Raw genomic sequence first — 20127 nt, forward strand, 5'->3', positions numbered from 1 at the left:
CGCCACGAAGACCCGTCTGCTCGACGCCGGACGCAACCCGGTGACCGACCTGAAGGTGGCGGACGTGGGCTCCTTCGCGGTCGATCCCGCGACCGGGAAGGTGACCTTCACGCCGGTGACCGGCTATTCCGGGACGGTGACCGTGCCCTACCGGATCGTCGACATCGATGGAGGGACGAGCGACGCGATCCTCACCATCGTCGTGGGCACCCCGCCGACGGCGCAGGACGACAGCAAGACGGGAACGCCGGGAGCGGTGGTCACGGTCGACGTGATCGGGAACGACAAGCCCGGCTCCACCCCGATCGACCCCAGCTCGGTCCGTCTCGTGGATCCGACGTCGGGTGCGCTCGTGACGACCGTGACCGTGCCGAACGAGGGCACCTACGTGGCCCACCCGGACGGCACGATCACGTTCACCCCGGTGCCCGGGTTCTCCGGCACGTCGAGCATCACGTACTCCGTCGCCGGCGTGGACGGCAGCAGGGCTGTCGCGAAGCTGACGGTCACGGTCCCCGCGGCACCGGCGCTCGCGATCACCGGCGGGGCGCTGGCCTGGCCCGCGGTGCTCGTCGGAGTCGTGCTGCTCGCGGGCGGCGCGTGGCTCCTCGTGATCCGCCGACGCCGGAGCAGGACCGCCGACTGAGGCCTGACTGACCCCTCAGGGCCGGGTGCGCGAGAGCGCACCCGGCCCTCGTCCGTCGACCGGAGCCGCCCACGGGATCGGGATCCTTAGACGTCGCATAGCCGCGTCACAGCGCTGGCCGCCCGCGCGGCGCAGAATGGAAGCCACGACGGACACGTCCTGCACTTCGGAGCATGGGCGCACGGGTCCGCATGAGGCACGGACGAGGGACGGACGAGGGGAGCAGCGTGGCCGATCCGCAGAACCCGCAATCGACGGAGCGACACGACGCCGCCGCCGGACCGCTCGGCCTGCCGCCGCTGGCCCGGGCCGACGGCTCGCCCGCTCGGGCGCTCGTGGTCGACGACGAGCAGGCCCTCGCAGGAGCCGTCGGAGGCTCGCTCCGCGCCGACGGCTGGGAGGTGCGGGTCGAGCATCGGGGGCGCAATGCGCTCATCGCGGTGCGCGAGTTCCAGCCCGATGTCGTCGTGCTCGACATCATGATGCCGGACATCGACGGACTCGAAACGCTCGACCGGATCCGCGCGATCCGGCCCGAGATCCGCGTGCTCTTCCTCACCGCGCTCGACGGGCACGACGACCGGATCGCCGGACTGCGTGCCGGGGGCGACGACTACCTCACGAAACCGTTCGCCGTCGCCGAACTTCAGGCGCGGGTGCGGGTGCTCGCGCGGACCGCTTCGGCGATCGGGCGGCCGGAGGCGGCCGTCCTCCGCGTCGGCGATCTCGCGCTGGACAAGCCCCAGGCCACCGCCGCGCTGGGCGGACAGGCGCTCGAGCTCACGCCGACCGAGTTCGAGCTGCTGCTCCTGATGGCCAACAACGCCGGGCGGGTGCTGCGCCGCTCGCAGATCCTCGAGGCGGTCTGGGGCTACGACTTCGGCGCGGAGTCGAACCTCGTCGAGGTCTACGTCTCGAGCCTGCGGCGCAAGCTGGCAGCCAGCGCGGTGCTGACCCTGGAGACCGTCCGCCTCGTCGGATACGTGCTGCGGGTCGGGGACGGGGGCTCATGAAGCACGCGCGCAGCCTGCGGCTGCAGGTCGTGCTCATCGCGTCCGCACTCGTCGCGGCGGTGAGCATCGTCGTCGGCGTGCTCGCCGTCGTGTCGTTGAACGAGTATCTGCTCGGCCAGCTCGACAACCGCGTCGACGGCGCCGCTCACCGGGGGGCGGAGATCGTCGACGGCTCCTTCCCCGGGCGCCCCGACTCCGGGTCGACGCCGCCCGCCCGCGACGACGTCGTCGGCGCCCCCGGGCAGTTCCCCGGCACCGTCACCGCGGTCTTCCGAGACGGCTCCTTCACGGTCGGCGGATGGATCGCGGCCGATGGCGTGCGGCACGATCTGAGCGCGGCGCAGCAGAGCAGCCTCGCCGCCCGCCTGCCGAGCGCGGAGGGAGCGGATGCGCGGCCCACCACGATCGACCTGGGCGGATCCCTCGGCGCGTACCGGGTCGTCGCGCGGACCGCCTCGACCGGGGCGGTCGTCGTGACGGGACTGCCGCTCGACTCGGTCGAGGCCGCGACAGGGCGGCTGCTGCTCGTCGTCACGCTGGTCGGGATCGTGTGCATCGCGCTCGCCGTCGTGGCCGCGGCCTTCGCGATGGGCAGGACGCTGCGGCCGCTGCGCCGGGTGGCCGGAACCGCGGCCGCGGTGACGGCCGTGCCGCTGGATCGCGGCGAGGTCAGGCTCGCGCAACGGGTGGAGGCGAAGGACATCGCATCCACGACGGAGGTCGGTCAGGTCGGCACGGCCCTCAACGACCTGCTGAACCACGTCGAGCAGGCGCTCTCGTTGCGCGAGCAGAGCGAGTCGACCATGCGACGCTTCGTCGCCGACGCGAGTCACGAGCTGCGCACGCCCCTAGCCACGATCCGGGCCTACGCACAGCTGTCGGGGCGCCCCGGTGCGGACGCCGGAGAGGTCCAGGGGCATGCCGCCCTCATCGACGTCGAAGGCGTGCGAATGGGCGCTCTCATCGATCAGCTGCTCCTGCTCGCCCGGCTCGACGCGCTGCCGGAGGTGGCGCGCGAGGACGTCGATCTGCGCCTGCTCGTCGCGGAGGCCGTGCTCTCGGCACGTCTGGCCGGACCGGAGCACACCTGGACGATGGAACTCGGCGACGCCCCCGCCGTGGTCCGCGGCGACGCCGGCGACCTCCGCCGCGTCGTCGACAATCTGCTCGCGAACGCCCGTCTGCACACGCCTTCAGGAACGACGGTACGGATCCGCCTCGATCCGGTCCCTGCGCCCGCCGACGTCCCGGGCGCCGGGGGTGAGGCGGACCGGGAGGTGGCCGCGATCCGTCTCACGGTCGCGGACGATGGGCCGGGGCTGCCTGAGGCCGTCCGCGACACGGTGTTCGAGCGCTTCGCCCGCGGTGAGACCTCGCGCTCCCGCGAGGGCGGTGGAACCGGCCTGGGCATGGCGATCGCACGCGCGGTCGTCGAGGCGCACGGCGGCACGATCGCGGTCGGGTCGGGACGCGGCGCGGTCTTCCTCGTGACGCTGCCGACCGCCGCCGACAGTGCCGGAACGACAGAGCGGGACGAGAGCGACGGATCCTGACCCCGGAGCCCCGCTCACGCGCCGCGACGTCGAGGGAAACGACGCGGGAACCGGGAGCCGCCCCGTCCGGCGGACTACCCTGGACAGGTGTCAGCGTACGTCTCGGCCTTCGATCTCTTCTCCATCGGCGTGGGGCCCTCCAGCTCCCATACCGTCGGCCCGATGCGTGCGGGTCTCGACTTCGCCCGGCGTCTCGCGGCGAGCGGCGTGCTGGATCGCGTCGCGCGCGTGACGTGCTCGCTGTACGGCTCGCTCGGGGCCACCGGGCTCGGGCACGGCACGCCCGATGCGGTCGTCGCCGGGCTGCGCGGACTCGCGCCGGAGACGTGCGATCCGGCCGACGTGCGTCGCGCCTGGGTGGACTGGGTCGACGGATCGGCGCTGGCCCTCGACGGCACGCACGAGATCGTCTTCGCGAAGGACGACATCACGCTCGAGCCGCGCACGCGCCTGCCCGGCCACCCCAACGCGATGACCCTCCGCGCCCTCGACGCCGACGGGATCCATCTGGCCCAGGAGACGTACTTCTCGATCGGAGGCGGCTTCATCCGTCGCGACGGCGACGATCCGGGGCGCACCCTGGACGCCGCCGCCTTCCCGTTCGCCTACGCCGACGCGGCCTCCCTGCTCGCGCAGTGCGACGAGAACAATCTGACGATCGCCGAGCTCGCCCGCCGCAACGAGACCGCGCTGCGCGACGAGGAGGAGGTCGCCGCCGGCCTCGACGCGATCTGGGACGCGATGTCGGCGTGCGTCGACGCGGGCCTGCACGCCGAGGGCACCCTGCCCGGGATCCTCAAGGTCAAGCGTCGCGCCGGCGCGATGCGCGCGCAGCTCGACGAGGTGGAGTCGGAGGGGCATCCGGCTATCCCCGGCGAGTGGCTGGGTGCGTTCGCGCTCGCCGTGAACGAGGAGAACGCCGCGGGAGGCCGGGTCGTCACCGCGCCGACGAACGGCGCGGCCGGCATCCTTCCCGCGGTCGCGATGTACTGGTGGCGCTTCCTCGCCGACTCGGGACTCGGTGCCGGCAACGCGGTCACGCCGTACGGCGAGCTCGTGGGCAGCGCGCTGCTGGGCTTCGGCGCGGAGGCCTCGCTCGTCGCGGTCGGCGCGATCGAGGATCCGGACGCGCTCGCCGAGGCCAACCGCCGCCGCGGGATCCGCCGGTTCCTGCTCACCGCGACCGCGCTGGGATCGCTCTTCAAGGCGAATGCGTCGATCTCGGGGGCCGAGGGCGGATGTCAGGCCGAGGTCGGATCCGCATGCGCGATGGCGGCGGGCGGGCTGACCGCGGTCATGGGCGGGACGAACCGGCAGATCGAGAACGCGGCCGAGATCGCGATGGAGCACCACCTCGGGCTCACCTGCGATCCGATCGGCGGGCTCGTGCAGATCCCGTGCATCGAGCGCAATGCGATCGCCGCCTCGACCGCCGTGACCGCGGCACGGCTCGCGCTGCGCGGCGACGGAGAGCACTACGTCTCCCTCGACGCGGTCGTCGAGACCATGCGTCAGACGGGGCTCGACATGTCGACCAAGTACAAGGAGACCAGCGAGGGCGGACTCGCGGTCAACGTCATCGAGTGCTGAGCCGTCGGAGCCGGGACGGGGACCATGACCACGACGAGGCGACGCGGGCGGCCCAAGGGGGAGTCCGGCGCACGCGAGCGCATCGTCGCGGCCGCCGAGCACGAGTTCGGTGAGCACGGCTACGACAGCGCCACGATCCGCGCGATCGCCGCTCGCGCGGGCGTCGATCCCGCCCTCGTGCACCACTACTTCGGCACCAAGGCCGATCTGTTCGCCGAGGTGATCGGCATTCCGCTGCGCCCTGACGTCGAGGTGCCGCGGATCCTGGAGGGGCCGCGCGACGGGGTGGGCGAGCGGCTGCTGCGCTACGTGCTGCAGGCGTTCGAGCAGCCGGACGTGCGCCGGCGCGGGGTCACGATGATCCGGGTGGCGGTGGGGTCGAAGCTCATGGCGCAGCCGCTCGTCGGTTTCCTCTCGCGCGAGCTGCTGGGCCGCATCGCGGGAGCGCTCGACGTCCCCGACGCCTCGTTGCGGGCCAATCTCGTCGCCTCGCAGATGGCCGGGCTGCTGCTCACCCGCTACGTCGTACGCCTGCCGGCCATCGCCGAGGCCCCGATCGAGGAGCTGGTCGCGCGCATCGGCCCGACGCTGCAGCGCTACCTCTTCGACTGACCCCGTGCGGCTTCGCTGGCCCCACGGCGCCCCGTCTCGGTGCTCCGTGCGGCCCGGACCGTTCCCAGGACGGTTCGCGCTCTTCCGGGCCATCGGTGCCGATGGGCCCGCCCGGTGACAGTCCGACCTGAGAACGGTACGACTCGCGTCGTGCCCTTGACCCCCTTGTCCGGCCGGCAGATAATTCATCGCATGATGAATAATGCGGTGACGGTCGAGGGGCTGCGGGTGCGCCGCGGCCGGCACGACGTGTTCGCCGGTCTGGATCTCGCCATCCCGCGCGGGCAGGTGACGGGCCTGCTCGGTCCGTCGGGCTGCGGCAAGACGACGCTCCTGCGCGCGATCGTGGGCGTGCAACGTGTGCGCGGGGGGCGCGTGGACGTGCTGGGCGAGCGAGCCGGATCCGCGTCGTTGCGCCGCCGCGTCGCGTACGGGACGCAGGGCGCCGCGGTCTATCCGGATCTGTCCGTGCGGCAGAACCTGCGCTACTTCGCGACGGTGATCGGCGCCGGCAAGGACGAGGCCGAGCGCGTCATGGATCGGGTGGGGTTGACGCCGTTCGCCGGTCAGACGGTCGGGGCGCTGAGCGGCGGCCAGGCGAATCGGGTGTCGCTCGGGGTCGCGCTGCTCGGCGACCCCGAGCTCGTCGTCCTGGACGAGCCGACCGTGGGGCTGGATCCCGTGCTCCGCGCGGAGCTGTGGGCGCTGTTCCGCGCGATCGCGGACGCCGGCACGACGATGCTCGTGTCGAGTCACGTCATGGACGAGGCCCTCCGCTGCGACCGACTGATCCTGCTCCGTGAGGGCAGGATCGTCGCCGCTACGACACCGGCCCGGCTCCTCCAGGACACGGGGACCACGGATCCCGAGCGCGCGTTCCTCGCCCTCATCGCGCGGGATGCCGAGGTTGCGCCGGAGCATCGGACAACCCGACGCGAACGTCGGACGGAGGCTGGATCATGAACCCGCGGCGGACGTTCGCGACCGCCCGGCGGGTGCTGGCTCAGCTGAGGCACGATCCGCGTTCGATCGCCCTCATGGTGATCGCGCCGAGTCTGCTCGTGGGCCTGTTCGCCTGGCTGTTCACCGACGAGAAAGGCGTGTTCGACCGATTCGGCGGCGCGATCCTGGCACTGTTCCCGTTCATCGTGATGTTCCTCGTCAGTTCGATCACGACCCTGCGGGAGCGTCGCTCCGGCACGTTGGAACGCCTCATGACCACGCCGCTCGGCAAGGCGGACTTCGTGCTCGGCTATGCGCTCGCGTTCGGGCTGATGGCCGTGCTGCAGGCGGTCGTGACGGTCGCGTTCGCGGTGGCCGTGTGCGGGCTGAGCGTCGACGGACCGCTCTGGCAGCTCGGGCTGGTCGCGGTCATCGACGCCCTGCTGGGCACCTCCTTGGGCCTGCTGGCCAGCGCGTTCGCGCAGACCGAGTTCCAGGCCGTGCAGTTCATGCCGGTGCTCGTGTTCCCGCAGATCATCCTCGGAGGGCTCTTCATGCCGAGGGACAGGATGCCGGACGTGCTCCACACGATCTCGGACGTGCTGCCGCTCAGTCATGCGATCGACGCGATCCAGGCGGTGACCGCCGGGACGGAGGGCTGGGATCTCTGGCGGCCGGTGCTCATCGTCGCCGCGTTCGCCGTCGCGTTCCTGATCCTCGCGCCGCTCACCCTGCGCAGGCGCACGCCCTGAGCAGCCACGGGGCACGGCACCCGTCAGCCGCCGCGGAGCTTCTCCGTCAGCGCGGCGAGAGCACGCAGCTCATCGTCGTCCAGGCGGGACATGCGCTCGGCGATCGTACGCCCGTGGACGGTCGCGATCTGGCGGAACGCCTTCGTGCCGTGTTCGGTCGCGTGGACGAGGGATCCGCGCTTGTCCGCCGGATCCGGGCACTTCTCGAGCAGCCCTCGCGCCACCATGCGGTCGACGAGACGGGAGACGCTGGGCTGGCTGATGAGCATGTTCGCCGTGACGTCGCGCAGGCGGGCGGTGCCGCTGTCGCACCGGGTCACCGTGAGCAGGACGTCGTACTCGGCCGGAGCGAGGTCGGTGCCGTCGAAGTCGCCCGACATCTCGGTGAAGAGCTCGTGCTGCGCGCGGAAGAGGCTCTCCCAGGCCTCGACGGCCAGCTTCCGATCGCTCATCGCCTCAGGATATCCGTCTGCGCCGACACGGCGTCCTGCCGGGTGCAGTAAGGGCCGGTCGGAGAGGCTTCCGGCCGGCCCTTGTCCCTTGCACCAAGAGTGTCCTGCAATCACATGCGATGAGAGCCACAGCAAACTTTCACCGTGCGATCACTGTATAACAGGGAGGTCACGACGGCAACGGTTTGATAACGGACTGGGGAGATTCATAGAGTGCGGCGGGCCCGTGTGACGACCGGGCCGCCGCATGTTCTGTTGTCGAGATCAAGACTACTACACGACGTAGAAATAAATCGGACGCGTCTCGTCAGGCGCTCGTGAAGAACTTCTTGAGCCGGGGGATGCGGCGGATCAGCAGCTGGTCCAACGCGAGGATGATCAGCACCGAGAGCCCGAAGAGCGGGAGGAAGACCCCGAGGACGACGAGGGCGGCGATGATGATCCCGTTGCCCCAGATCGGCAGCGCGGCACGCGGCGCGGCCATGCCGGACGCGGTCCCGCGTCGCGTCCACCACATGATCGGCGCGGACACGCACAGGAACATGACGGCCACGCAGAACAGCGTCGACAGCACGGTGTTCACCGGCCCGAGCCGCCGACCCTCGTGGATCGCGATGCCCTGCGACACGATCTTGGCCGGGAGGGTGTAGTCGGCGTAGCTGTACTCGCGCACGACCTCGCCGCTGTACCGGTCGACGTGGACCGTCTTCTCCAGGCTCACCTCGGACTCGGCGGGGTTGCCGTTGTCCGACCACTGGCTCGCCATGACGCTGAAGACCCCCTTCTCGCCGTCGGGGTAGATCACGGTGAAGGGCGGCAGCGCCCCCGCGGTGCGCGCGGCGGTCGTCGCGGCATCGATGGAGATGCTGTGCGTGCCGGCAGCGGTGCTCTCGCCCTGCGGTCCGTTGCCGATCGCCCAGCCTGCTTCGGCGCTCGTGCCGTTCGTCTTCTCGATCAGCGTGTCGATCTTGGACTCCGCGCCGGGGTCCTGTCCCCACAGGGAGACGTTCCCGCCCGATGCCACCTGCTGCGCGACGGAGCCCCACACCCCGGTCCAGGGCAGGCCGGAGACGACCAGCATCAGGATTCCGAGGCCGACCGGGAGCCCGACGATCGCGTGGAGTCCCCGCAGCCGGCTGCCCCGGATGCCCTTCTGCCGAGCCGTCCGACGGGTCCTGCGTCCCAGGAAGAAGATGAGGAACCCGGTGATGGTGAGCACGATCGCCCAGCTCGCGCCGAGTTCGACGATCCGGTCGCCGACGCCATCGGTGCCGATGAGGAGGTCGCCGTGGATGCGCTCCGCCCAGTCCGAGACGAGCTGGTCCGCCGTCAGCGCGCCGGTCACCTTCTCGCGGTACGGATCCACGTAGACGTTCACGCTCTCGCCGTCCGCGCGCTGGGTCACGAACACGGTCGCGCGGTCGCCGACGTGGTCGACGACCGAGAGGATCGGCCGATCCGGGAACGCGGTGCGCACGACCTCCTCCTGTGCGGACAGCGGCGCCCTCGTCGCACCCGCCGGCTGCGAGACCGTGAGCACGCCCGGGTGCGTGAACGCGTCGACCTGGGCGCGGAACATGTAGGTCATGCCGCTCACGGCCAGGACGAACAGTACGGGGACGACGAGGATGGCACCATAGAAGTGCCATCGCCAGAGTGCGCCGTACCAATTGGTGCGGCGTCTCCGTGGCGATGCGGGGCGATCCCCCGGGTGCGGATCATCGGCGGCCGGGCTCGTTTCGGGGGCGGTCTCGGTGCTGGTCATCGGGTTCTCCTGGACGGATGAATTTTGTTCTACATAATGTAGTACTAAACTCGCCTCGTGATCGACGCGCCGTGGAACATCGTCCTGACCCTGCTCTTCGTCTTCACGGGTGCGGTGTGCGCCCGGGAGCTGATCGTGCGGCGCGGGCGACCGCGGACGCAGAGCGGCGTCTCCGACGACGCCGTGATCGACATCACGCACCTCGTCATGAGCGCGGCCATGATCCTCATGCTCTGGGTCATGGTGATCGACGCCGTCACCTGGGCGCAGGTCGCGCTGTTCGCCGTCTTCGCGCTGGCGCTCGTCCCCGCGTTCCGGACGAGCCGGGATGGGGCGGCGCGCATCTCGCTCGCCGGACACGTCGTGCTCGACGCCGCGATGATCTGGATGCTCGCCGCGATGCCCCTGCTCATGTCGGACATGCCGATGTCCGGAGGCGGCCACGCCGCGCACCACGGCGGCATGGCGATGGCGGAGCCGACGCCCACCCCCGTCTGGGCCGATGTGGTCAATGGGGTTTTCATCGTCCTCTGCCTGGCCGTGGCGCTGTGGTGGGCCGTGCAGCTCGTCCGAGTCCGCGGCCACCGCCTGCATGCGTCCTGTCATCTGCTGATGGGCGCCGGGATGGCCGCGATGCTCTGGCTGATGAACGCCTGAGCTTCAGGCGCGGTCCCGGCCCGGAGCCCGCAGCTCCTCGACGAGCGGCGCCAGGAAGTCCCGGGACAGTGCCGTGAGCTCGGTGCCCGCCCGCTCGGGCGTCCCGGCGTCGAAGGGCGGCTCGGGGGCGGTTACGGTGGTGCCACGGCCCGAGCCGTTCCGCGCAACCGCGAACGGATCAGTGCGCGTGGGCCTGCTGCACGGCGTCCACGAAGACCGTCGAGACGGGCGGGAGCAGGCGCGCCGGGCGCCACGCGTGGCCCTGGAGGCGTTCCGCGCGGAGCTGTGTGAGCTCGTCGCCCGTCGCCGCGCCGACCCGGGTCAACGCGTTGGCGAGGTGCACGGCGCCCGACGAGCGGGCAGCGCTGTCGTCGGCGATGAGCTCGACGAGCAGTCCGGTGGCCCGCCGCAGCTCACGGGCCGCCCTGCTGCGAGGCAGGCAGGCCTGGTTGAGATCCGCGAGCCGGAGTGCCCAGTGGTGCTTCTGGCGCAGATGCGCGCGTTCGTGGGCGACGACCGCTCTCAGCTGCGCCGGGGTGAGCACACCGATGAGGCCGGTCGTGACGAGCACCGTGTCGCGTCGATCCGGGATCGAGCAGGCGATCGGATCGGCGGCGTCGCACACGCGGAGCTCGGTGCGCGGATCCAGTGCTCTGGCGGAGTGGGGGAGCGCGAGCAGCGCGCCGCGATTCATCCGCGAGGCGGTACCCACACCGTCGCCGCCCGCGGCGACCGCCATGATGATCCCCCCGACACCGGCCAGGGCGATCCATCCGAGGACGGTCGCGACGACCGCTTCCGCCGCGTGCGCGCTCGTCACCGCGAGGGTGTCCGCGACGGCCAGGGCGATCGCGGTGACCGCCGCTCCCGCTCCTGCGAGGAACGCGAGGTGCCAGAGTGCGAGCGCGAGGCGGGGGTGGCGCACCTGCCAGTGCCCGCGGGTGAGCGCCCGAGGGGCGGACCAGATCAGCGCGAGCGCGAGCGCGAGGAAGGCGACGATGACCACGTCGTCACCGCGGGTCCAGGGCTGCGCGCAGGAGGGCGGCATCGCCCTCGTCGAGGTCGCCGACGAACTTGAGCAGCACCGCCCGTCGATCCTCGTTCGCAGAGAGCGCCTGCATCATGCTCGCGCTCGTGCTCTCGGCGGCGGTCTGCGTCGCCGAGAACCGGACCTTGCGCGGGGATTCCTGGTGGCGGACGACCTCGCCCTTGTCGTAGAGGCGGTCGAGCGCCGTGAGCACGGTGGTCGGCGCCGGCGTCTCACCGGCGACGGCGTCGCGGATCTCGTTCGCGTTCAGCGGCGAGGCGGATGCGCGGAGCACGCGAAGGATCGCGGCCTCGAGCTCCCCTCGATTGCGGGTCCTGATTCCAGCCATGTGCTCGACCTCCGCCTCGATTCTACGAGATGTCGAAGAGGTGTCCTCGATCGGCTTAGACTACATGCGGTAGAGAACTGCGGATCTCCCGTTCGGAAGGAAGGCTTTCATGACCACGTCGGACGTCGCCGCCCATACCCTGACGATCGAGGGGATGACCTGCGGCCACTGCGTCTCCTCGGTGCACGATGCGGTGTCGGCGCTGCCCGGCGTGCGGTCCGTGCGCGTCGACCTCGGGGCGGGCACCGCCGAGGTCGAGCACCACGGGACGTTCGACGTCACGGCGGCCTCGGCCGCGATCGCGGACGCCGGTTACCGCGTCACGGCGTGAGCACGACGGCCTCCGCCGAGCTCCGCGGCTACGAGCAGCCGTCCCTTCGCCGCAACGGGGGGCTCACCCTCTTCGTCGTGGCCGGAGGTCTCCTCCTCGCCTTCGTTCCCGCACTGCTGACCGCCGCCCTCGCGGGCGACACCTGGTTCGACAAGCTGCTGCGGGGCTACCCCGGGTCCCTGGACGTGCTCATCGCTGCGGGGATGCGCACGGCGACGGATCTGGCGGGATGGGTGACGGCAGGAGCGATCTTCGTCCTCCTGTTCCTCGTCGCGCGGCCGGGGCGGGATCGGTGGTCGCTCGACGAGCAGCCGGAATGGCGGCTCGCGCGCAACGCGGCGTTCGCCTGGTGCCTCCTCGCCGCCGCGATGGTGCCGATCGACGCAACCGACGCGAACGGCGCGCCGCTGTCGCGCCTGCTCATCCCGGGGGGTCTGGCGTACCTGATCCAGAACACCTATCTCCCGGGCGCCTGGATCGTGGTCTTCCTGCTCGCGCTCGTCGTGACGGTGTGGATCCAGTTCGCCCGCACCTGGACGGGATTGCTCGTGCCCGCCGCACTGACGGCCCTCGGCCTGCTGACGCCCGTCGTCGTCGGCCAGGTGCTCGTCGGCCCCGACCACGACTTCGGATCCGATGCCGCCACGTTCCAGACCCTCGCGGCTGCGGTGCTGTTCGGCTCGGTCGTGGTCCTCGCGCTGCGCGCGGCGAGCGGACGCCTGCTCCGCCCGGTCACGATCGCGCGCGCCTGGTCGGTCGCGGCCGGCTGCTGGATCCTGATCGTCGGCTCCGACATCGTCCTCGCCGCCTTCAAGCTCGCGGGCCCTGCGGCGGGCAACCCCACGGCGGCGCTGATCGCCGCTCGGGCGGGCGTGACGCTCGCGGTCGGGGTCGTCCTGCTCGTCGCCCGCGCGCGCCGTCGCTCCCTCACCGACCGAACGGTCTGCACGGTGCTCGCCGTGCTCGCGCTCCTCGCTTCGGCGTTCGCGGGCCTGACCGCGGCGATGCTGCGCGTGCCGCCGCCGATGTACTTCACGCCGACGAGCGTGCAGCAGCTGTTCTTCGGTTACGACCTCCCCGATGCTCCGTCGATCGTCGTGCTCGCACTGCAGTGGCGCCCCAACCTGCTCTTCCTGGGGATCGCGCTCGCCGCCTCCGCGCTCTACCTGCTCGCCGTGGCCCGGCTGCGACGCCGCGGCGACGCGTGGCCCGTCGGGCGCACCGTCTCCTGGATCCTCGGCTGGACGATCGTGGTCGTCGCGACGAGCTCGGGAGTCGGCAAGTACGCCGGGGCGAGCTTCGCCGTGCACATGGGGGCGCATATGACGCTCAACATGCTCGCGCCGGTGTTCCTCGTCCTCGGCGGGGTGGTGACGCTGCTCCTGCGGGCGACCCGGCCGGCTTCCCGGCACGCGGCGGCGGGGCCGCACGAGTGGCTCACCGCCGCCCTGCACTGGTCGGGCATGCGCATGGTGTTCCATCCGCTGCGCGTCTTCGTCGTCTATATCGCGACCTACTACGTGCTGTACTTCACCCCGCTCTTCGAGAGCTTCATCCGCTTCCACTGGGCGCACCGGGCGATGGACCTCGAGTTCCTCGCGGTCGGCTATCTCTTCTTCGCGCTCATCATCGGCGTCGACCGCCCGCCGCGCCCCCTGCCGCCGATCGGCAAGCTCGGCTTCACGCTCGCCGCGATGCCGTTCCATGCCTTCTTCGGCGTCATCCTCATGACGGCCGCCTCGCCGATCGCCGAGAACTTCTACGAGACCGTCGCCGCGCCCTGGCTCCACGACCTCATGGGCATCCAGTACGTCGGGGGCGGCATCGCGTGGGCCGGCGGCGAGATCCCGCTCCTCATCGTCGTCACGGCCCTCGGGATCCAGTGGGCGCGGCAGGATCAGCGCGAGGGACGACGCAAGGACCGACACATGGACGCGGGGCTCGACGACGACTTCGAGGCGTACAACCGGATGCTGCGCGAGCTCGAATCCCGATCCCACCGACGCCGTCCCGCCACCGTCGGCGGCGGCAGCAGCGTCGAGACACAGGAGGACTCCGATGAGCGCACCCGCGCCGATCGCACCGACGCGTGAGCCGGTCGCCCCGATCGAGCTGTCGATCGGCGGGATGACCTGCGCTGCCTGCGCAGGCCGGGTCGAACGTGCGCTGAACAAGCTCGACGGCGCCTCCGCGACGGTGAACTACGCCACCGAAAGGGCCATCGTCTCGGGCCTCGGTCCCGACGGCGCGGAGCGCGCGCTGGCCGCGGTCCGAAAGGCCGGATACGACGCCGCCGTGCGGGCCGACGGAGACGACGAATGGTCTCGTCGAGCCGCCCTCGACCGGATCGGGTCGCTGCGCCGCCGGCTGCTCGTCGCTGCGGTGTTCGCGTTCCCCCTCATGGACCTCACGCTCGTGCTCGCCCTGGTCCCGCGATTCCGCTTCCCCGGATGGGAGCTGCTGTGCATCGCGCTCGCGGTGCCGATCGTGACCTGGGCGGCGTGGCCGTTCCATCGCGCGACCCTGCGCAATCTCCGGCACGGTGCGGTCACGATGGACACCCTCGTGTCGCTCGGCATCGTCGTGTCCTTCGGCTGGGCCTGTGCGACGGCGCTGATGGGCGAGGGCGCCGGCAGCTATTGGATCGGGTACGGGGCGACGCCGGCGGGCGCCAGCTCCATCTACCTCGACGTCGCGGCGGGCATGACGACGTTCCAGCTTGCGGGCCGCTACTTCGAGACGCGTTCGCGACGACGGGCGGGGGACGTGCTCGACGCCCTCGCCGCGCTCGCGCCCGACAGTGCACGGGTGATCCGGGACGACATCGAGGTCGTGGTCCCGGCGGCGGCTCTGCGCCCCGGGGATCTCGTCGTCGTCCGCGCGGGCGAGACGATCCCGGCCGACGGGGTCATCGTCGAGGGGCGCGCATCGGTCGACACCAGCACGATCAGCGGAGAGCCCGTCCCCCGCGATCTCACGACCGGGGACACGGTGTCCACCGGCTCGCTCAGCACGGACGGGCGTCTCGTGTTCCGGGCCTCGGCGGTCGGCGCGCACACCCAGCTCGCCCAGATGACCGCCATGGCCGAGCAGGCGCAGGCGTCCAAGGCGCGAGTCCAGACCCTCGTGGACCGAGTGGTCCGGTGGTTCGTCCCCGCCGTCATCGTGCTCGCCGTGCTCGTCGCTGCGGCCTGGCTGTTCGGCGGGGCCTCCGCGTCGCACGCCATCGGCGTCGGCATCTCCGTGCTGATCATCGCGTGCCCCTGCGCGCTCGGACTCGCCACGCCCACGGCGCTCATGGTGGGCATCGGGCGCGGCGCACAGCTCGGCATCCTCATCAAGGGACAGGCGGCGCTGGAGGCGTCGGGTCGGATCGACACGGTCGTGCTCGACAAGACCGGCACCCTCACCCTCAGCGTTCTGCGCGTCGGGGGTCTCGACGTCGACGACGAGGCCCAGCGGGACAGGGTGATCCGTCTCGCCGCCGCGGTCGAGGCGGGATCGGAGCACCCGGTCGCCGACGCGATCCGCGTCTACGCCGAGTCGCACGTCGCCGACCTTCCCGAGGCGTCCGACTTCCGCACGCTGCCGGGGCGGGGCGCCCGGGCCGTCCTCGGGAGGAGAGAGGTCGCGGTGGGGGGCGAGGCGCTGCTCGATCTGGTCGGCGCGACGGTCCCCGGCTGGGCCGCGCCCGCGGTCGAGAAGGCACGCGACACGGGATCCACCTCGATCTACGTCGTCGAGGAGGGGCGACTCATCGGCGTGTTCACGGTCGCGGACGACGTCCGCGCGAGCGCCCGTGCCCTGACCGATCGTCTGCGGGAGATGGGGTTGGCCACGGTGCTCCTGACCGGGGACAGCCCGGCGGCCGCGCACCGCGTCGGGCGGGAGCTCGGCATAGACGACATCCGCGCCGGCGTGCTCCCCACCAACAAGGCGGGAGTGATCGAGACCCTCCAGCGGCGCGGGCACCGAGTGGCGATGGTCGGCGACGGCATCAACGACGCGGCGGCGCTCGCGACGGCCGACCTGGGCATGGCGGTCGTCGAGGGGACCGACATCGCGATCCGCTCCGCGGACATCGTCCTGGTCCGCGACGACCTGACCGTTGTCGCCGACGCGATCGCCCTCGCGCAGCGCACGCTGCGCACGATCCGCGCGAACCTCGTCTGGGCCTTCGCCTACAACGTCGCGGCGATCCCGATCGCGGCCGCCGGCCTGCTCAACCCGCTGATCTCCGCTGCGGCGATGTCGCTGTCGTCGGTGTTCGTGGTGTGGAACAGCCTGCGGCTGCGGTCCGTGCGGCTCCACTCGCGCTGACGCGCTACGCCGCGGGAATCGCTGCGCCTCACTCCCCGCGGGACTCGCGCGCTGCCAGGAGGATCCGCTGCCAGTCCCCGGGGACGCGCCCCGCGGGCCCCGGCGTGGGCTGGTCGAGGGGATGGTGCTCGGGCGGCGGCAGGATCCCGCCCGCGACCGGCCGCTCGTCCCGGTAGTCCCAGAACCAGTTCTCTCCGGGCTCGAAGCTGCGCAGATAGCGATGGCCGGTGGTGCGGTAGTGCCCGGTCGCATGACGGCCCAGCGAGTCGTCGCAGCAGCCGATGTGCCCGCATTCGACGCATCGCCGGAGGTGGAACCACCATCCATTGTCGGCGTCGCACTCCTCGCATCCGGTGCCCGAGGGGAGGGGCGCCTCTGCGAGGACGTCCTCGGGGATCCTGGCCTCGTCGCTCATGCGGCCGAGTCTACGACTCCGCGGCGCGCCGGAGGAGAGCACGCAGAGGGAGAGCGCGCCGGAAGCGGCGGCGGCGCGCGATCACTCCGCGGCGACGGGCTCGCTGACGCCGAGCAGCAGCTCCGGCAGCGTCTGCTGCACGTAGCTGGATCGGGCGAAGGACTGCTCGTTGCCGCCCGACATGATCCACGATTCGAAGGAGCGCTCGTAGGTGAGGATGAGGACTCGCACCGCGAGCGTGGGCTGCCAGGCGAAGCGCCGGCCGATCCGCCCCAGGAGCAGCTCGAACGCGTCGAGCAGCGCGGGCAGGAACGCGCGCTCCGCTTCGAGGACGTCCTCGCTGCGGGCTCCCGTCGATGCGGCGAGAAGGCGTTCGCGCAGCCGGATCGTGAGAGAGCTCCAATCCAACGGATACGCCTGGGCGAGCGCGACCGAGAGGGCGACCTCGGGCGCCTCTCCGGAATGCGCGTCCGGGTCGAACGCCTCCGCCGCCGAGCGCACGCGTTGGGCGCACTCCTCGAGGAGGGCGTGGTCGACCGCCTGGAGCAGATCGCGGTCGTCCGGGAACAGCGTCCGGAACGGTCCCTCGGCGAAGCCCGCCTCGCGCTGGAGCTGTGCGCGCAGTTCGCTCAGCGACCCGTTCCAGGTCGGCAGCAGGATGCGCGCCATCGTCACGATCCGCGACCGGTTCGAGCTGCGGGTCGCCTCGACGCGCGGTGAGGGGGGCGTATCGGCGGGCACGGCGATCCTTCGGTCCAGGCGGTCTGTCCCTCTCAGCGTAGAGCGCCGCGCCTTTCCCCGGGCCGGGCGCCCGGCTTTGCGGCTTCGGGGACGGCGTGCGTCGTCGTCGCGCGACCCCCGCCTCCGCACCTACGCTGGAACTCACCGCCGGATCGGCCGGGATCGAAAGGATCGAGGATCGTGACCACGCAGCCCCCAGGCAGCCCCTTCCTCGCGGGCGCGTCCGCGCGCCTGCTCGTCTGCGTGCTGATCGGCGCCGTCGCGGGGGCGGTGTTCGCCGTGTTCCGCGACGCGGGTCACGGCCTGCTCCTCGGCATCGCGCTCGCGGAGGCCCTGTTCGTCGTCGTGGGCTGGATCGGCCTGTGGCGGATGGACTCGGCGGCGACGGAGCGCACGTCGCGGCGGGACGGCGCGCACGCGCGGATGGACGAGATCGCGGTCGTCGGCTTCGCGGTCGCGGGTCTCGTGAGCATCGTCCTGCTCCTGCTCTTCGGGAAGGGGAGCGACCACGCGCTCACCTCGGTGCTCTCGTTCCTCGGCGCCCTCCTCGCCTGGGCGAGCTTGCACCTCATGTACGCGAGCCGTTACGCCCGCGAGTACTTCGCGGCGCAGGGCGGCATCGACTTCAATGACGACGAGCCGCCCACCTTCCAGGACTTCTTCTACTTCAGCTACAACCTGGGCATGACGTACCAGGTGTCCGACACGAGCGTGTCGAGCAGGGCGATCCGCGCCGTGGTCCTCCGGCACACGCTGCTGTCCTACCTCTTCGGCACGGTGGTGCTCGCGACGACGATCAATCTCGTCGTCTCGGCGATCGCCTCCTGACGTCCGCCGCCTCACATCCGCGCGTACCGGGCCCGCACGACGCAGAACAGGCCGTACACGATGAGACCGGCGCCGACGGCGTACAGCAGCGCGCGACCGAACGGGAGTCCCGCGAGGGATCGGAGAGCCGCGTCCAGCCCCGCGGCCTTCTGCGGATCGTGCGTGAGCGCGGCAACGACCACGAAGACGCCGGTCGCGCCCACCGCGATCCCCTTGGCCGCGTAGCCGACCGTCCCGAAGGCGAGGATGCCGATCCGGGCCGCGCCGGACGGAAGCGTCAGCTCTCTGGTGAACGACCGGGTGACCGCGCCGAAGGCGAATCCGACGCCGATTGCGATCACGGACAGGCCGACCACCACGAGCAGGAACACCCCTCCGGGGGCCGAGAGGATCCGTGAACTCAGCGTCTGCGACGTCCGGGACGAGTCGGTGCGCCCTCCGACGGCGAAGACGAGCGCGGTCGTGGCGAGCGCGAGGTAGACGACGGCGATGCCGAGCCCTTTCAGCCGACGGCCCCACGTCGTCGTGCCCTTCGGTGCGCGGGTGAGGAATGCGTCGGCGATCTGCCACACCGCGAGGGCGAGCAGAGCCACCGCGATCGCGCCGAGCACGAGGCCGCCGACGGCACTCTGGCGGATCTGCTCCATCGCGCCGGTCTGGTCGGCCTTCGCCCCGCCGGATCCGCCGCGGACCGCGACCGAGATCGCGGTCGCGCCGATCACGACGTGCAGCAGGCCCAGCACCGCGAACCCGGCCCGCGCGGTACGTCGGAGCACCGGCGAACGCCGCACCGTCCGTGCCGCATCCTTCGCCTTGTCCGTCGCATCGTCGCCGGTCGTCATCCGAGCAGGCTATCGCCTGGCGGCGGGAGTGGTCCGGCGTGCGGTTGAGGTCGTCGGCCCGAGGTCGTCGGGCTCGCGGTCGTCGCGTCTTCGGCGCCGGCGGCTCAGGCCGCGACGAGGTCGGTCTCCGCTTCCCGGGCGTCCCTGGTCGCCTCGGCGACGACCCGCCGCGAGCGCTCGAGCGCCGCGCCGACCATGACCAGCGTCACCCCGGCCGCAGCCCACAGGGCGAGGCGCAGCGCGGCGAATCCGATGCTCTGGTCGGGGAAGTAGGTGAGGTCGCGAGCGGCTTCGAGCCACGCGGCGCCGTTCCAGAAGGAGTGCAGACCGGCGAAGAACCAAGGGGACAGGGAGGCGGGGTAGACCCCGCCGGAGCTCGTGAAGTTGAGCATCACGAACAGGGCGGTGAGGGTCGGCGTCGTCCACTTTCCGAGGATCGGGTGCAGCCCGATGCCGATCGAGACGATGCCGAAGACGTAGAGCGCGCCGAGGAGCCAGATGTTCCATTCGCCGCCGTTGAGCGCCCGGTAGACGCCGCCCGTGATGACGACGGCGATCCCGGAGAGGGCGAGGGAGACGACGGCGCCGATGCCGAGGCGCCACGCGGCGCGCAGCTTCGCCGTGGCCGCGGCGATCGCGACGGCGCTCGCATAGGCGCCGACGCTCAACGCCACGAGCAGGAAGAACAGGGTCTGGCCGCCGGGGTCCTGGGCCGTGCCGGGGCGCACGTCCACGACGTCGACCGGAAGGTGCTGCTGGTACGCGATCGGCAGGAAGATGCTCTGCGCCGCCGCCGCTCCCGCCTCGGATGCGGCGTGCGAGACGTACAGGGTCGCGCCCTGGGTGCCGGTCTCGTACGCCGCGAGGATCTTCTGATCCTCGATCTGCGCCTTCGCCTGCGCGGCGTCGGCCACCGTGCGCACGGCGACCGCGCCGTCGCCCTTGTCGTTGAGGGTCTGCGCGAACACCGCGGTCTCCGGGGAGGTGCCGACGACGGCGACGGGGAGGTCGTGCGCGCTTGGGGCGTGGAACGCGCCGAGGTAGGCGAATGCCATCCCGATCGCGAGGAACAGCGGGATGAGCAGGTGCGACCCGATCGAGCGCCAGGTCGCCGCATCCGGGACGCCGAAGCCGCGACGGCGGTGGGCGGTCGCGCGGGTCGGAGCGAGGACGGTCGCGGGCGGCAGGACTGCCGTGGGCAGGGCCGCAGGGGACGGTGTCGCAGTGGACGGGGTCGTGCGGAGGGGAGTGGTCGTCATCGTGCTCTTTCGACGGATCGGCGATGTTGCACA

Annotated in this window: 20 protein-coding genes; 12 read left to right on the forward strand and 8 right to left on the reverse strand. The window is 71.6% G+C overall.

The genetic code is table 11. The features are described from left to right. The 7 genes from Q0P88_RS00895 to Q0P88_RS00925 all read left to right on the forward strand — a co-directional run. A partial coding sequence (locus Q0P88_RS00895; protein WP_295010403.1) for an Ig-like domain-containing protein occupies positions 1-646 on the forward strand: 646 nt, incomplete at its 5' end. A gap of 227 nt (positions 647-873) precedes the next feature. Further along, the gene (locus Q0P88_RS00900) at positions 874-1659 is read left to right on the forward strand and encodes a response regulator transcription factor (RefSeq protein ID WP_295010404.1); all 786 of its coding nucleotides are present in this window, start codon (positions 874-876) and stop codon (positions 1657-1659) included. Further along, complete coding sequence (locus Q0P88_RS00905; RefSeq protein ID WP_295010405.1) at positions 1656-3212, forward strand: cell wall metabolism sensor histidine kinase WalK; 1557 nt, start codon at positions 1656-1658, stop codon at positions 3210-3212. The genes Q0P88_RS00900 and Q0P88_RS00905 overlap by 4 nt, the downstream gene beginning before the upstream one ends. Before the next feature lie 87 nt (positions 3213-3299). Then, positions 3300-4802: an L-serine ammonia-lyase, iron-sulfur-dependent, subunit alpha gene (locus tag Q0P88_RS00910; RefSeq protein ID WP_295010406.1), complete on the forward strand. Its 1503-nt coding sequence runs from the start codon at positions 3300-3302 to the stop codon at positions 4800-4802. A 24-nt stretch (positions 4803-4826) separates the two neighbouring features. Beyond that, complete coding sequence (locus tag Q0P88_RS00915; protein ID WP_295010407.1) at positions 4827-5414, forward strand: TetR family transcriptional regulator; 588 nt, start codon at positions 4827-4829, stop codon at positions 5412-5414. A gap of 192 nt (positions 5415-5606) precedes the next feature. Next, the gene (locus Q0P88_RS00920; protein ID WP_295010408.1) at positions 5607-6377 is read left to right on the forward strand and encodes an ABC transporter ATP-binding protein; all 771 of its coding nucleotides are present in this window, start codon (positions 5607-5609) and stop codon (positions 6375-6377) included. Next, complete coding sequence (locus Q0P88_RS00925; protein WP_295010409.1) at positions 6374-7108, forward strand: ABC transporter permease; 735 nt, start codon at positions 6374-6376, stop codon at positions 7106-7108. The genes Q0P88_RS00920 and Q0P88_RS00925 overlap by 4 nt, the downstream gene beginning before the upstream one ends. Positions 7109-7131: 23 nt before the next feature. On the opposite strand, the gene Q0P88_RS00930 is transcribed toward Q0P88_RS00925, so the two are convergent. After that, positions 7132-7560, reverse strand: coding sequence for a MarR family winged helix-turn-helix transcriptional regulator (locus Q0P88_RS00930; RefSeq protein WP_295010410.1), 429 nt, complete (start codon positions 7558-7560; stop codon positions 7132-7134). Between the two features lie 307 nt (positions 7561-7867). Beyond that, complete coding sequence (locus Q0P88_RS00935) at positions 7868-9325, reverse strand: PepSY domain-containing protein (protein WP_295010411.1); 1458 nt, start codon at positions 9323-9325, stop codon at positions 7868-7870. A gap of 57 nt (positions 9326-9382) precedes the next feature. Here Q0P88_RS00935 and Q0P88_RS00940 point away from each other — a divergent pair, with 57 nt between their 5' ends. Then, positions 9383-9982 carry a DUF5134 domain-containing protein gene (locus Q0P88_RS00940; protein WP_295010412.1) on the forward strand — a complete coding sequence of 200 codons (600 nt, stop codon included), beginning with the start codon at positions 9383-9385 and terminating at the stop codon, positions 9980-9982. Positions 9983-10160: 178 nt separating this feature from the next. Here Q0P88_RS00940 and Q0P88_RS00945 read toward each other — a convergent pair whose 3' ends face one another. Both Q0P88_RS00945 and Q0P88_RS00950 read right to left on the reverse strand, forming a co-directional pair. Continuing rightward, a complete protein-coding gene (locus Q0P88_RS00945) occupies positions 10161-11030 on the reverse strand; it encodes a M56 family metallopeptidase (RefSeq protein WP_295010413.1) in 870 nt (289 codons plus the stop codon). Then, the gene (locus tag Q0P88_RS00950; protein WP_295010414.1) at positions 10993-11358 is read right to left on the reverse strand and encodes a BlaI/MecI/CopY family transcriptional regulator; all 366 of its coding nucleotides are present in this window, start codon (positions 11356-11358) and stop codon (positions 10993-10995) included. Before Q0P88_RS00950 ends, Q0P88_RS00945 begins: the two co-directional genes overlap by 38 nt. A 109-nt stretch (positions 11359-11467) precedes the next feature. Here Q0P88_RS00950 and Q0P88_RS00955 point away from each other — a divergent pair, with 109 nt between their 5' ends. From Q0P88_RS00955 to Q0P88_RS00965, 3 genes are read left to right on the forward strand one after another with little or no spacing between them, the layout of a single operon-like run. Then, positions 11468-11689: a cation transporter gene (locus tag Q0P88_RS00955; protein WP_295010415.1), complete on the forward strand. Its 222-nt coding sequence runs from the start codon at positions 11468-11470 to the stop codon at positions 11687-11689. After that, positions 11686-13782 carry a cytochrome c oxidase assembly protein gene (locus Q0P88_RS00960; RefSeq protein ID WP_295010416.1) on the forward strand — a complete coding sequence of 699 codons (2097 nt, stop codon included), beginning with the start codon at positions 11686-11688 and terminating at the stop codon, positions 13780-13782. Before Q0P88_RS00955 ends, Q0P88_RS00960 begins: the two co-directional genes overlap by 4 nt. Beyond that, on the forward strand, positions 13748-16009 hold the full coding sequence (locus Q0P88_RS00965) for a cation-translocating P-type ATPase (protein WP_295010417.1): 2262 nt from the start codon (positions 13748-13750) through the stop codon (positions 16007-16009). The genes Q0P88_RS00960 and Q0P88_RS00965 overlap by 35 nt, the downstream gene beginning before the upstream one ends. 28 nt (positions 16010-16037) lie before the next feature. On the opposite strand, the gene Q0P88_RS00970 is transcribed toward Q0P88_RS00965, so the two are convergent. Continuing rightward, entirely contained in the window at positions 16038-16424 is a 387-nt protein-coding gene (locus Q0P88_RS00970) for a UBP-type zinc finger domain-containing protein (protein WP_295010418.1), read from the reverse strand. 81 nt (positions 16425-16505) lie between these two features. Further along, complete coding sequence (locus Q0P88_RS00975) at positions 16506-17165, reverse strand: hypothetical protein (protein WP_295010419.1); 660 nt, start codon at positions 17163-17165, stop codon at positions 16506-16508. Positions 17166-17345: 180 nt separating this feature from the next. On the opposite strand from Q0P88_RS00975, the gene Q0P88_RS00980 reads away from it, so the two are divergent. Then, positions 17346-17993, forward strand: coding sequence for a DUF1345 domain-containing protein (locus tag Q0P88_RS00980; protein ID WP_295010420.1), 648 nt, complete (start codon positions 17346-17348; stop codon positions 17991-17993). Between the two features lie 11 nt (positions 17994-18004). On the opposite strand, the gene Q0P88_RS00985 is transcribed toward Q0P88_RS00980, so the two are convergent. Together Q0P88_RS00985 and Q0P88_RS00990 are read right to left on the reverse strand one after the other, a co-directional pair. Beyond that, the gene (locus Q0P88_RS00985) at positions 18005-18835 is read right to left on the reverse strand and encodes a DUF1206 domain-containing protein (RefSeq protein ID WP_295010421.1); all 831 of its coding nucleotides are present in this window, start codon (positions 18833-18835) and stop codon (positions 18005-18007) included. Positions 18836-18939: 104 nt separating this feature from the next. Next, complete coding sequence (locus Q0P88_RS00990) at positions 18940-20094, reverse strand: hypothetical protein (protein WP_295010422.1); 1155 nt, start codon at positions 20092-20094, stop codon at positions 18940-18942. Positions 20095-20127: the final 33 nt, after the last annotated feature.

This window comes from uncultured Microbacterium sp., assembly GCF_945952435.1.
Taxonomy (GTDB): Bacteria; Actinomycetota; Actinomycetes; order Actinomycetales; family Microbacteriaceae; genus Microbacterium.